This is a genomic window from Haloferax sp. Q22 (assembly GCF_001482285.1).
Classification (GTDB): Archaea; Halobacteriota; Halobacteria; order Halobacteriales; family Haloferacaceae; genus Haloferax.
In genome coordinates this window covers 21,239-33,708 of sequence record NZ_LOEP01000018.1, presented here as the reverse complement: position 1 = coordinate 33,708, position 12,470 = coordinate 21,239, and the positions used below count along the sequence as shown (strand labels likewise).

Sequence of the window (12,470 nt, the reverse complement as noted above, 5' to 3'; positions counted from 1 at the left end):
GGATGCGACGCTCGAACGGGCGAAATCGGAGAAACGGGAAAGAGAAAACGGAGAAACCGAGGGTTCCGGGTCGCTCAGCGGTTGTCGTCGCCGGTGTCGTAGTGCTCGCCTGCCGCCTCCGGGATGCGGGTGCGACCGACGAGCGCGAGGACGACGAGGACCGTCACGTACGGAATCGTCTGGATGAGCGAGTCGGGGATGGCGTAGCCGGGGACCTGCTGGAGGCGAATCTGGGCGGCCTCCAGCCCCGCGAAGAGGAACGACGCGCCGAACGCGCCGATGGGGTTGTAGTTCCCGAAGAGGTACGCCACGATGGCGATAAAGCCCTTCCCGTTGACCATCGTCTGGTTGTTACCGACGAACTGTCCGAGGCCGAGCGACAGCGCGGAGCCGCCGACACCGGCGAGGAAGCCCGAGAGGAGCACGCCCGCGTAGCGGACGCGGCTCACGTCGACGCCGACAGTGTCGAGCGCCTTGGGGTTCTCACCGGACGCGCGGACGTGGCGGCCGAACGCCGTGCGGTTCAGGACGTACCACGACGCCGGGACTGCGACGAGCATCATGTACACCGCGGGGTCGGCGTCGAAGAACGCGCCGAAAAACGGGATGTCCGAGAGGACGGGAATCGTCCACGTCCCGAGGGTCGTCCCGAGGTTGTCGGTGTTGACGCCGCCGTAGTAGACGGTCGCCGCGAACGGCGCGAGGCCGAGCGCGATGAGCCAGACGGCGAGGCCGGCGATGATTTGGTCGGCCTTGAAGCGGATGCAGACCACGGCGAACAGCGCCGAGAACAGCACCGACGAGAGGATGCCGGCGAAGAAGCCGATCCAGATGGCCGGGAGGCCGACGACGGTCATCTCGGGGCCGACGACGGCCGTCGTGATGACCGCGGTGAACGCCGAGATGATGAGGAGGCCTTCCAGTCCGATGTTCACCACGCCGGCCTTCTCGGAGAAGATACCGCCGAGCGCGGCGAAGGTGATGGGCACCGAGAGCCGGAGCGCCGACGAGAGCGTGCTCCGACTCGTGAGGATGGCGAGGAAGTTGCCCCAGATACTGCTCGGGAACGCGAGACCGAGGAGCGCGATGAGCAGGAAGACGCTCAGCGCCCCGCCGGCGAGGGTCGCTCTGTAAGACAGTTCGGTGTCGCGGAGCCGGTCGATAGTGGTCGTACTCATTCGTCGTCACCTCCGAGGCGGCCGCCGTCCGTGGCCACGGTCTCGCGGTCCGGTTCGAGGTCGATGGTGGAGCCGAGCATGCGGAAGAACTCGGGCATCGCGACGAACAGGATGATGAGTCCGCGGAGGACGCCGACGAGCTGCTTCGGGACGCCGGTCCCGAACTGGACCGCGAGGGAGCCGGATTTGAGCGTCCCGAACAGGAGCGCCGCCGGGACGACCCCGAACGGGTTGTTCCCCGCGAGGATGGAGACGGTGATGCCGTCGAACCCGAGCGCGGGGACGCCAGCCTGCCACTTGCCCATGACCATGAGCACCCAGATAGCGCCGCCCATGCCGCCGAGCGCGCCGGAGAGGAACATGCTCGTGACGGTCGTGCGCTTGGCGTCGACGCCGCCGTACTCGGCGGCCTCGGGCTGTTCGCCGCTCGTCCGGAGGTCGTACCCGAACGAGGTCTGTTCGAGCAGGAACCAGACGGCGACGACGAGCGCGAGGCCGAACGCGAGCGCGAGAATCGAGAAGTCGCCGCCCTGCGGGAACGCCACCGGGAGGAGCGTCGCCCAGTCGGGAATCGGCGTCGTCTCGACGACCTGCGAGTCGGGGTTACCGTAGAACTCGCTGACGAGGACGAACGCGATCTGCGCCGCGATGAAGTTCAGCATGATGGTCGTGATGACCTCGTTGGCGTCGGCGTAGGCCTTGAGCGCCCCCGGAATCGCGCCGTAGAGGCCGCCGACGAGCGCGCCGACGACAATGGCGAGCGGAATCAGAATGAGGCCGCCGACGAGCCCCGACGGGAGCAGCGGCGCGACGAAGAACGAAAACAGCGCCGTCGCGAGGCCGCCGAGGATGAGCTGTCCCTGCGTCCCGATGTTGAACAGGCCCGCGCGGAAGGAGACGGCGACCGAGAGGCCGGTGAAGATGAGGAGCGTCGTCTCCTTGAGCGTGAGCGCGAACCCGAAGTTCAGCGGGTTCCAGTTGGGGTTGAGCGGTTTGAGAATCCCCGGGCTGTTCACGAGGAACGGCTCGCCGAGCGCCCCGTTGAACAACACGAGGTACACTTCGACGGGGTCGTAACAGAAGCCGGTACCGAACAGCGTCGTCGCCGCGGTCTGGCACGTCGTGATGCGGCCGGAGACGAGGATGATGACCGCGCCGACGAGTACGGCCATGATGAGCGCGGCGAAACTGATGAGGATGCGCTCCGTCGCAGAGGCGGCCGTCAGCCGCCGGAGGACTGCCTTCGCGTTCTCGGCCGCGCTCATTTGGCGTCACCCACCGGCGGTTCCGCGTCGGTCTCGGCGGCGTTCGGGCGTTCGCCGGCCATGAGCAGGCCAATCTCTTCTTCGGTGGTGTTGCGTGGGTCTACGATGTCCATGAGTTCGCCGTCGTGCATGACGCCGAGGCGGTCCGAGAGACCCTGCACTTCGTCGAGCTTCGAGGAGATGAGGAGAACCGCCTTCCCCTCCGCTCGGAGGTCCAAGAGCCGCTCGTGGATGAACTCCATCGCGCCGATGTCCACGCCGCGGGTCGGGTGGGTGGCGACGACGAGGTCCGGTTCGCGTTCGAACTCGCGGCCGACGATGAACTTCTGTTGGTTGCCGCCGGAGAAGGACTCCGCGTCGGCGTCGGCGTGCGGCGGTCGAACGTCGTATTCGTCGATGATTCGTTCCGCGTGGTCGCGCGCGTCGGACCAATTTATCCGGCCGTCGGCGGCGAACGTCGGGCTGTGCTGGCTCCCGAGGATGCCGTTTTGGACGAGGTCGAAGTCCATCACGAGCCCGCGCTCGTGGCGGTCCTCGGGGATGTACGCCATCCCGTCGGCGATGCGGGAGCGGCGGGAGGCGTCGGTGATGTCTCCGCCCTTGTAGGAAATCGAGCCCTCGGTCGGCGTCCGCAGGCCGGTGATGGCCTCGACCAATTGCGACTGGCCGTTGCCGTCGACACCGGCGATGCCGAACACCTCGCCCTCGCGAATGTCGAACGACACGTCGGAGACGGCGGGGATGCCGCGGTTGTCCTCGGCCGAGAGGTGCTGCACCGCGAGCACCTCGTCGCCCGGTTCCTGCGGCTCGGCCTTCGGTTCGAGGAGGACCTCGCGGCCGACCATCAGCTCGGCGAGTTCCTCGTTGGAGGTCTCGTCAGCCTTGACGGTGCCGACGTTCTTCCCGTTTCGGAGGACGGTGATGTCGTCCGCGGCGTGCATCGCCTCCCCGAGCTTGTGGCTGATGAAGATAATCGTCTTGCCTTGGGCGGTCAGCTCCTCGAAGACGCGGAACAGCTCTTCGACCTCCTGCGGGGTGAGGACCGCGGTGGGCTCGTCCAGAATGAGGATGTCGGCCCCGCGGTAGAGTGCTTTCAGAATCTCGACGCGCTGTTGAACGCCGACGCTCACGTCCTCGATGGCGTCGTCGGGGTTCACGTCGAATCCGTATCGGTTCGAGAGGTCGATGACCTCTTGGCGCGCACGCTCCCGGTCGACGGTCGTACCGAACCACTTGCGCGGTTCGTTGCCGAGGACGATGTTCTCGGCGACCGTCATGGGGTCGACCAGCATGAAGTGCTGGTGAATCATACCGATTCCGGCGTCGATGGCGTCCGCGGGCGAATCGAAGTCCCGCGGTTCCCCGTCCACGTGGACGGTCCCCTCAGTGGGTTCGTAGAGCCCGTAGAGGATGTTCATCAACGTCGTCTTGCCGGCCCCGTTTTCTCCCAGAAGTGCGTGCACCGTGCCGCGCTCGACGGTCAGGTCCACGTCGTCGTTCGCCACGACGCCGGAGAACCGTTTTGTGATTTCGTCGAGATGAACAGCGGTGCTCATCTTGACCCTTTTTTCGGGGGGGTTCGCTTAAACTCGTGGGATTCGAGTCGGCGCGGGAGTGGTCCACACGGATCGTCGCGGCGGTTCTCGGGGGGTTCGAACGTTCAACCCGCGAGCATGTTCGACTGCCCGTGGTGCGAAACCGGCAACATTGACTCCAACATTTGGGGATCCTGTCGCTCGGCGCGCGGCGTCGAAAGAAATGCGAGTGTCGAGTGCGGCGTTACTCGGTCGTCGTCGGAATCTCGATGTCGCCGGCGATAATAGCCTCGCGGGACTCAGAGAGCGAATCCTTCACGTCCTGCGGGATTTCGGAGCCGAGTTCCGCGCCGTAGACGGCGGCGACGCCGTCCTCTTCGAGGCCGAGCGTCGTGGTGGAACCGCCGTTGAACTCGTCGTTGACGACGTTCTCGACGGAGGTGTACACCGCCGACTCGACGCGCTTGACCATCGACGCGAGGATGACGTCGGCGTAGTTCGGCTCGGTCTGCGACTGGTCGGAGTCGACGCCGATGGCAAACTTGCCCTGCTCTTTGGCCGCCTGGAAGACGCCGAGGCCGCTGCCGCCGGCCGCGTGGTAGACGACGTCAGCGCCGTTGTCGTACATCGAGGTGGCAATCTCCTTGCCCTTCGCGGAGTCGGAGAACGACCCGACGTAGGCCACGTCGACGGAGATTTCCTCGTCCGCGTGCGCCACGCCAGCCTCGTAGCCAGCCTGGAACTTGCGGATGAGCTCAGTCTCGGTGCCGCCGACGAAGCCGACGCTCTTCGAGTCAGCCGTCGTCGAGCCGGAGCCGGCCGAGAACTCCTGGGTCGTGATGAGGCCGGCGAGGTAACCGACTTGGAACGAGCCCTGTTCCTCGCGGAACAGGTAGCTCGCCACGTTGTCCTCGTCGACCACGTCGTCGACGATCATGAACTTCTGGTCCGAGAAACTCGGCGCGGTTTCGGAGAGCGCGGACTTCTGCGCGTAGCCGATACACGACACGAGGTCGTAGTCCGGGTTCGACGACTGCGCGAACCGGCGCTGGAACTGCGGGAACTCCTCCGCCGCCGAGGGCTGAGCCTCGTCGTAGGCGATGCCGAGTTCCGATTCCGCCTGTTCGATGCCGCGCTTCGCGGCGTCGTTGAACGACTTGTCACCGAGACCGCCGAGCGCGTAGACCATGCCGACGTTGGCCGCCGGACCGGACTCCTCGGTCGTCTGCTCGGCCGTGGTGGTCTCTTCGCCGCCGGATTCCTCGGTCGTCGTCGCCGTCGTCTCCTGGCTCCCCTCGGACGGTCCGCCCGTACAACCTGCGAGGCCCGCGATGCCCGCGACCCCTGCCGCTTTGACAAAAGAACGTCTGTCCATATCTATGAACTCCTATTGAGACAGGGGCCGCGAAAATTGCATAAAGGTGTCGTTTCGAGGTTTCAGCGCCGTCGCATCACCACGTTTGCAAATCCTAGAGAACGGGTCTACGGTTCACGTCCGCGGGCGTCGAGTTCGCACCTCACCGGTCACCTCCGCCGGGGTAAAACCGCCGGGAAGCCCGTTCAGGCGACCTCTATTTCGGCCTCGACGACGGCTGTCACCTCGTCGACGAGCGCGTCCACGTCGTCGGCCTCCGCGTACACGCGGATGTAGGGTTCCGTGCCGGACGGGCGGACCAGCGTCCACGACGCGTCGGCGAACTCCAGTCGGACGCCGTACTCGGTGTCGACCGACTCGGGGGCCATCGCGTCGGGAAGCGAGGTTTCGAGCGCCGTCATCGCCGCCCGCTTCTTCTCGTCGGGACACGGCACGCTCACTTTGCGGTACGGGCGCTCCGTGACTGGTTCGCGCAGGCCGGCCATGCCGGATTCGGCGGCGAGACGGGCGATGAGCGCCGCCGACGCGACGCCGTCTATCCAGCCGCCGAGCGACGGGTGGATGTGCTTCCACGGCTCGGCCGCGAACACCACGTCGCCGCCGCCGGCGCGGGCGCTGGCGATGCCCTCGTGGAGCGCGCCGAGGCGGACGCGTTCGACGCGACCGCCGGCCTCGCGGACCCGCTCGTCGATGCGGCCCGAGGCGTTCGGCGTCGTGACGACGACCGGGTCGTCGGCGTCGGAGACGCGGACGTAGTGCTCGGCGACGATGGCGATGACGGTGTCCTCGTGGACGACCTCGCCGTTCCCGTCGATGATGACGATGCGGTCGGCGTCGCCGTCGTGGCCGATGCCGAAGTCGAAGTCACCGTCGGCGACGAACGCGATGAGGTCCGCGAGCGTTTCGGGCGTCGGCTTCGACTCGCGCCCGGGGAAGTGGCCGTCTATCTGCCCGTTGAGCGTGACGACGCGCGCGCCGAGGTCGCGGAGGACCTGCGGCGTGCCGAGCGCGGACATCCCGTTGCCGCAGTCGACGGCGACGTTGAGGCCGTCGAGGGCCGCCCCGTGCCGGCCGGCGAACGCGACGATAGCGCTTCGGTAGGCGTCGAGGACGCCGCTCGTCCCCGTCGAACCCCAGTCGTCCCAGTCGGCCGGGGGCGCGTCCGCCTCGACCCGCGTCTCGATGTCGCGTTCGAGGTCGCGGTCGTACTCCTGCCCGTCGACGAACATCTTGATGCCGTTGTCCGTCGGGGGGTTGTGCGAGGCGGTGAGCATGACGCCGCGGCGACCACGCGAGGCGAAGGCGAGCGCCGGGGTCGGGACGACGCCCACGCGGGTCACGTCCGCGCCGGCGGAGAGCAGGCCAGCCTCGACGGCGGCGGCGAGGCCCTGCCCGGTTGTCCGTCCGTCGCGGCCGACGACGAACTCGGCGGGCGCGTCCGATTCGAGCGCGGCGAGGCCGGCGGCGCGGCCGACGCTGAGGGCGAGTTCCGGCGTGACTCGCTCCGTCGCGCTCCCGCGGATACCGGCGGTGCCGAAGAGTTCCATAGTCCAGCGTTGTGGGGGTCGTACTTAGATGCTGACGGTTCGCGGGATGCGTGCGAGGCGGGCGCACGGGGCGGTCACGGCGGTCGCGGCGGGGGATAGAGCGACGGCGACCGGGCCACCGGCGGAGACGCCGAACCGGCCGCCCGGGGCAGCACGCCTTTGGCGACGGGCGACGAATCGGGAGCCATGAGCGAACACGGTCGAACCCGCGCGCACGTCTACGTCTCGGGACACGTACAGGGCGTCTACTACCGGGCGACGACCCGCGACACCGCCCGCGACCGCGGCGTCGACGGCTGGGTGAAGAACCTCTCGGACGGCCGCGTCGAGGCCGTCTTCGAGGGCCCCCGCGACGACGTGGAGGCGATGGTCGAGTGGTGCCACGAGGGGAGTCCGATGGCGTCCGTCGAGGACGTGGAAGTCTCCTACGAGGAGCCGAACGGCGAGACCGGATTCCGCGTCGAGCGCTGACGAAACCCGACAACCGGCCGATAACATCAACGAGACGGCCAAATCGTTCAAGCGGGGTTCGGGGGACGTGTCCCCATGCGCTTCCGGAACGACACGCGGGGAATCGGCGTCGCCAAACTGTTTTTCACGCTCGTGACGAGCGTCGGACTCGGCCTCTCGATGGGCACCTCGTTTCTCATCGTCCGCGGGCCGTTCCTCGGCGGGCCGTCGCTCGACCCGTTTCCGATGATGGCCGCGCTCGCGGTGTTCATCGTCGGCATCGTCGTCCTCTCGTGGGGGTCGACGCGGCTGTTCGGCGTGGGAACCGGGATGTGAGCAGGAGCGGGAATACGTGCGGGGCGTGAGCGTGGACGCGACTCTCAGTCGGCGGTCGCCGCCGCGCCGGACTCGCGTTCGACGCCGCTGAGGGGAACGAGCGGGTCGTTGCCGCTGAAGCGATCCCAGAGGACCAGCGCCGAGGGCAACACCAGTAGCGACGCGAGGAACGAGTAGACGATGCTCGCGGCGGTGAGTAGGCCGAACTGGCCGAGGACCGAGAGCACCGCGAGGACGAGCACGCCGAGGCCGAAGACGGTCGTGAGCATGCTGCCCGCGAGCGCGCCGCCGGTGCCGCGGACTGTCCGGTCGAGCGCGGTTTCGAGGTCGTGGTCGGCGCGCTCGTCCACGAAGCGGTGGACGACGTGGACCGAGTAGTCCACGCCGAGACCGATGGTCAGCGCGAGCACCGTCGCGGTGAAGGCGTTGAACGAGATGCCGGCGAGTCGCATCGTCCCGGCGACGAACGTGACCGCGACGAGGATGGGAACGAGGTTGGCGAGCGCGAGCGACGGGCGGCGTTCGAGCCACCAGTAGACGAACACGAGGAACGCGCCGGTCCCGGCCATCGAGATGGCGAGGCTCTGCACCGCGGAGTCGAGGATGAGGTCCGAGATGGCCGAGAAGACGACGACCGCGCCGGTGGCGGTGCTCGGACCGCGGAAGCGCGCGGCCACCTCGCGGGCGTCGGCGACGACCGCGTCGTCGTCCGCGTCGGCTCGCACGCGGTAGTCCACGCGCGAACTCCGGTAGTCGTCGGCGAGATACGCGCCCGCGCGGGCGGCCGAGTCGGTGGCGAACAGCGCGTCGTACACCTCGGCGAGGTTGCGGTCGGGGATGCCGTCGCCGTCCCGGTCGTGGCGGGCGACGAGCGCGGCGAACTCGGGGTTCTCTCTGGCCTCGTCCTCGATGACGGTGAGGACGCTCGTCGAGTCGGCGCGGCGGTCCTCGACGATGAAGGTGTCCGGCGGGTCCTGTGCGACCCGGTCGAGCGTTTCGAGGTAGGCGTCGTCGGTGGGTCGGCCTTCCAGATACACCGTCACGACCCCGCTCTGGGAGGACGAAAATCGTTCTTCGAGGAACTCGATGTCGGCGACGACGCTGTAGTCGCCCGGCGCGAAGGGCTCTGGGAGGGATTTCAGGTACGCCGGGGCCTCCGCGGGCGGCAAGAAGTCCTCCTGACCGAACTCGGTGTCCACGCCGGTGGCGTACCACATCGCCGATCCCGAGAGGACGAGCGCGACGACGAGGACGACGGCGGGGGCGCGGAGGGCGGGCGCGACGCCGATCCGGAGGATCCTCCCGAGCGAACTCCCCTCGCGGCCGAGCGGCGACTGGCTGAACGTCGGAATCGGGTAGCGCTCGCGGAGCCTGTCCACCTCGACTTTCGTCGCCGGGAGGAACACGCCGAACACGAGGAACGTGAAGATGATGCCGATGGCCGCGACGACGCCGAAGTCCCGAATCGGCGTGAGGTTGCTCACGAGGTTCGAGAGGAAGCCGATGACGGTGGTCGCGGTGACGATGAAGAACGCCACGAGGAGCTGGTCTGTCGCCTGTCGCATCGCCTCGCCGACGGCCAACCCGTCGGCGCGGTCCTCGCGGTAGCGGTTGACCGCGTGGATGCCGAAGTCGATGCCGACCGCGAGGAGTAGCGGCGGCACGGCGATCATAATCTGGTTGAACGGGATGCCCGCGAGGCCAAGGAAGCCGAACGTCCAGACGACGGCCATCCCGAGCGCGGCGGTCCCCAACAGCAGGTCCACGAGGTCGCGGTAGGCGACGACGAGGAAGACGAGGATGAAGACGACGGCCGCGGGCACGACGAGGATGAGCGAGTCGGCGATGACCGTCCCGAACTCGTCGGCGATGACGCCCGACCCGAAGACGGAGATGTCGCCGCCGACGGTGGCGACGACTCGCGCGGCGGTCCGCTGAATCGGGGTGAGCGGGCTCTCGCCACCCTGCCCCGCGCCGGTCTCGTCGGCCAGCGGAATCGAGTGGGTGACGACCGCGATTGTCGCCGACGCGCTCGCCGCGGTCGGGTTGAAGTCGTCTGCGAGGAGGCCGGTAAAGCGCTCGCTGTCGGCGTTCTCGCGGACTGCGGCGGCGACCTCACGGTCGGTCGCGCGTTCGAGCGCCGCAATCTGCTCGTCGAGGTCGTCGGCGTCGGGGTCGATTGTCTCTGCGACCACGGAGGCGGCGCTGGCGGTGCCGACGACGCGGAGGTCGTCGCGGTCCGAGAGGCGCTTTTGCGCTTCGAGCATCCGCAGGAGTTCGCGCCTCGTCAGGACGTTCGGCGCGCGCTGGATGAGTTGCGTGCTCCCGGTCCCCGCCTCGAAGCGCGGCGAGAACTCCTCGGAGACGCGCGCGAACGCCTCCTCGGCCGGCACTTCCTCGGCGAACTGCTCGGTCCCCGCCTCGGTCGAGACGGCGCTTAGCCCCGCCCCGAACACCAGCGTGAGGACGAGGAAGACGAGGATGACACGCCGCGAGCGGTTGACGATGCGGTGGTCGACCCAGTCGACGAAGCGCTGGAACTCCAGTCGGGCCACGGCTCAGCGCCGCCCCCGCCGGCAGACGACGAGGAAGCCCGCGCCGCCGACCGCCGCGAGGAGGACCGCCGCGCCGACGAGCGGGACCGAGAGACCGAACGGGAGGCCACCACTGTCTTCGGGGGCCTCAACCCGGACGGGCACGCGGTAGGCGTCGGAGATGGTTGTCTCGCCAGCGCCGTCGTCGTAGCGGAAGTCGAGTTCGGCCGGGTAGTCCTTCTCCAGCGCGCCGCGGGCGGCCGACACGTCGAACACGAGCGTCGCCGACTCGCCGGGCGCGAGTTCGACCACGAACGCCTCGGAGTCGGCAGACGAGAGGGGGTCTTCGAGGTATATCTTCGCGGAGATGTCGGTGAGCGTCTCGTCGCGGTCGTTGACGACCGTCACGCGGAGTTGTCCGTTCCGGCCCGGCGCGACGGTACCCTCGTCGACGGTCACGCCGAACTCGGGGGTCGCGGCGGCGACGGCGACCCGAAGGTCGATGTCGTCGCCGGTGCGCCGGTCGCCTCCGGCGTCACGGTAGGCGACCGTCGCGGTGAACTGCCGAGGGCCGGCGTCCGCGTCGTCCGAGATTCCCACGTCGAACGAGAACGGGACGCGCTCGCCGGGTTCGAGGTCGCCGAGGGCGAACTCGGTCTCGGTCGCCGTCGCGCTCCCCTCGGGGAGCGAGAGCGTCACGACCGCGTTGCGCGCGAGAGCCGTTCCGTCGTTGACGACGACGCCCTCGATTCGGCCCTCGTCGCCGACGCGGAGCGTGCTCGTCACGTCCGCAACCGAAAAGGACTGCTTAGGCGAGGGAATGAACCCGGCGGCGAGGTCGGGGTACTGTCGGCGCGCGCCGTCGGGGTCCTCGTAGGCGATGGCGACGCCGAGGACGTAGCCGCGGACGGACGCCTCGGAATCGAGCGTGGCGTCGTAGACGAAGGTCCGGTTCTCGCCGGCAGGCCAGTCGACGGCGAAGCTGCTCGCGGTCTGTGCCCCGTCGAAGCTCACGTCGGCCGACTGAGCGGTCACCGCGACCACGGCGTTCCGCGCGTCGAGTTCGCCCGTGTTCTGCAGGGTCAGCGCGACCGCGCCGCTGCCGCCGACGGGGACCGACGAGTCCGCGCCGACGACGGCGAACCGCACTCGCTCTTCGATTCTGATGGGCACGTCGAGGCGGTAGACGCGGCGGTGGGCGTTGTCGAACTCGTAGAACACGTCGAGGCGGAGGTTGTACTCGCCCGCGGCGACGTTCTCGGGGGCCTCGACCCGGAAGGCGACCTCGCGGGTGTCGCTGTCGTTCATCGTGCCGACGAACAGGTCGCCGGTCCTGACGGTGAAGGGCGTGCTGCGCGGGTCGAGCCTGACGCGGACGTTATCGGCGGGCTTCGCTACGTCCTCGGTGTCGACCGGGTCGTTGGCGAACACCACTCGTACCGTCGTCTCGACGCCGGGTTCGACCACCGGGTCGACCACGTAGGCGCGGAAGACGGGGACGTTGTTCGGTTCGGCTTGCTGGCCGGCGACGGGTGTCGGGAGCGCGGCAAGGACGAGCAGTACGGCGACCAAGACAGCGGTGTAACTCTTCATCGTGACTCCCGGCGGGCGGCACCGACGGCGTCCGGGTCCGCGGTATCGGCGCGGGGGCGGCGACGGACCGACCCAACTGGTCCCTGATACGTCCCCTGCGGAGAAATACGGTGTTCGGCCTCCGCGAGACTGTCAGCCGGGTGAGAACGTTCGCGTCGTCGGTTCCGGTGACCTCACCGGTGACGACTCACGCGGTCCGGTCGACGCCGAGTTCGGCCATCGCGCGGACCACGACGTGGGCCTCTACGAGGTCGCGTTCCTCGACCATCGGGTCGTCGGCGTCGTCGATGACGGCGCGGGCCTCGGCGAGCATGCGGTCTTCCTGTTCGGTCTGGTCTGGTTCCTCGCGGGTGCTGTTCAGGAGCGCCTCGAAGTCCTCACGGATGCTGAAGTCCGCACGGGCGACGTTACACCGAGAGAGGGGGTGCATGCCGAGGTCCAAGACCAACTCGGTGACGAGTTCCCAGTCGCTCTCGCAGAACTGGAGCGTCACGTCGCCGACGATGTCGCGCCACGCGATGGGAGCCGCGTTCTCCATGAGCGTCACCGCCCGCGGCGGGACCGCGATGCGGGCGACCGTCTTCGGGTCGTCGCAGAGACAGCAGGGCTGGTCCGTCCTGCCGGTGTACATACGCGGGGTTAGGATGGGTCGTAGAT

Annotated in this window: 10 protein-coding genes; 2 read left to right on the top strand and 8 right to left on the bottom strand. The window is 68.4% G+C overall.

The features are described 5' to 3' along the window. Nucleotides 1-74: 74 nt before the first annotated feature. The 5 genes from AM590_RS07935 to AM590_RS07915 form a co-directional block, all read right to left on the bottom strand. Nucleotides 75-1,178, bottom strand: coding sequence for an ABC transporter permease (locus AM590_RS07935; RefSeq protein ID WP_058827006.1), 1,104 nt, complete (start codon nucleotides 1,176-1,178; stop codon nucleotides 75-77). Continuing rightward, nucleotides 1,175-2,443 carry an ABC transporter permease gene (locus tag AM590_RS07930; RefSeq protein ID WP_058827005.1) on the bottom strand — a complete coding sequence of 423 codons (1,269 nt, stop codon included), beginning with the start codon at nucleotides 2,441-2,443 and terminating at the stop codon, nucleotides 1,175-1,177. The genes AM590_RS07935 and AM590_RS07930 overlap by 4 nt, the downstream gene beginning before the upstream one ends. Continuing rightward, nucleotides 2,440-3,999 (bottom strand): ABC transporter ATP-binding protein, encoded by a 1,560-nt coding sequence (locus AM590_RS07925; RefSeq protein WP_058827004.1) that lies wholly within the window; start codon nucleotides 3,997-3,999, stop codon nucleotides 2,440-2,442. The genes AM590_RS07930 and AM590_RS07925 overlap by 4 nt, the downstream gene beginning before the upstream one ends. A 223-nt stretch (nucleotides 4,000-4,222) precedes the next feature. After that, nucleotides 4,223-5,353, bottom strand: coding sequence for a BMP family protein (locus AM590_RS07920; protein ID WP_058827003.1), 1,131 nt, complete (start codon nucleotides 5,351-5,353; stop codon nucleotides 4,223-4,225). A gap of 185 nt (nucleotides 5,354-5,538) precedes the next feature. Then, nucleotides 5,539-6,900 (bottom strand): phosphopentomutase/phosphoglucosamine mutase, encoded by a 1,362-nt coding sequence (locus tag AM590_RS07915; RefSeq protein ID WP_058827002.1) that lies wholly within the window; start codon nucleotides 6,898-6,900, stop codon nucleotides 5,539-5,541. 186 nt (nucleotides 6,901-7,086) lie between these two features. Here AM590_RS07915 and AM590_RS07910 point away from each other — a divergent pair, with 186 nt between their 5' ends. After that, nucleotides 7,087-7,371, top strand: a complete 285-nt coding sequence (locus tag AM590_RS07910; protein ID WP_058827001.1) for an acylphosphatase — start codon at nucleotides 7,087-7,089, stop codon at nucleotides 7,369-7,371. A gap of 75 nt (nucleotides 7,372-7,446) precedes the next feature. Next, complete coding sequence (locus AM590_RS07905) at nucleotides 7,447-7,686, top strand: hypothetical protein (protein ID WP_058567456.1); 240 nt, start codon at nucleotides 7,447-7,449, stop codon at nucleotides 7,684-7,686. 44 nt (nucleotides 7,687-7,730) lie between these two features. Here the strand turns inward: AM590_RS07905 and AM590_RS07900 are convergent, their stop codons facing one another. From AM590_RS07900 to AM590_RS07890, 3 genes are all read right to left on the bottom strand, one after another. Further along, nucleotides 7,731-10,241 (bottom strand): RND family transporter, encoded by a 2,511-nt coding sequence (locus tag AM590_RS07900; RefSeq protein ID WP_058827000.1) that lies wholly within the window; start codon nucleotides 10,239-10,241, stop codon nucleotides 7,731-7,733. Nucleotides 10,242-10,244: 3 nt separating this feature from the next. Further along, entirely contained in the window at nucleotides 10,245-11,813 is a 1,569-nt protein-coding gene (locus AM590_RS07895; protein WP_058826999.1) for a COG1361 S-layer family protein, read from the bottom strand. 187 nt (nucleotides 11,814-12,000) lie between these two features. Continuing rightward, nucleotides 12,001-12,444, bottom strand: coding sequence for a hypothetical protein (locus tag AM590_RS07890; RefSeq protein ID WP_058826998.1), 444 nt, complete (start codon nucleotides 12,442-12,444; stop codon nucleotides 12,001-12,003). Nucleotides 12,445-12,470: the final 26 nt, after the last annotated feature.

What these genes read in the sequence shown, in the direction of transcription:
- AM590_RS07935 (WP_058827006.1), bottom strand. Translation starts at nt 1,178, where the DNA reads ATGAGTACGACCACTATCGACCGGCTCCGCGACACCGAACTGTCTTAC.
- AM590_RS07930 (WP_058827005.1), bottom strand. Translation starts at nt 2,443, where the DNA reads ATGAGCGCGGCCGAGAACGCGAAGGCAGTCCTCCGGCGGCTGACGGCC.
- AM590_RS07925 (WP_058827004.1), bottom strand. Translation starts at nt 3,999, where the DNA reads ATGAGCACCGCTGTTCATCTCGACGAAATCACAAAACGGTTCTCCGGC.
- AM590_RS07920 (WP_058827003.1), bottom strand. Translation starts at nt 5,353, where the DNA reads ATGGACAGACGTTCTTTTGTCAAAGCGGCAGGGGTCGCGGGCATCGCG.
- AM590_RS07915 (WP_058827002.1), bottom strand. Translation starts at nt 6,900, where the DNA reads ATGGAACTCTTCGGCACCGCCGGTATCCGCGGGAGCGCGACGGAGCGA.
- AM590_RS07910 (WP_058827001.1), top strand. Translation starts at nt 7,087, where the DNA reads ATGAGCGAACACGGTCGAACCCGCGCGCACGTCTACGTCTCGGGACAC.
- AM590_RS07905 (WP_058567456.1), top strand. Translation starts at nt 7,447, where the DNA reads ATGCGCTTCCGGAACGACACGCGGGGAATCGGCGTCGCCAAACTGTTT.
- AM590_RS07895 (WP_058826999.1), bottom strand. Translation starts at nt 11,813, where the DNA reads ATGAAGAGTTACACCGCTGTCTTGGTCGCCGTACTGCTCGTCCTTGCC.
- AM590_RS07890 (WP_058826998.1), bottom strand. Translation starts at nt 12,444, where the DNA reads ATGTACACCGGCAGGACGGACCAGCCCTGCTGTCTCTGCGACGACCCG.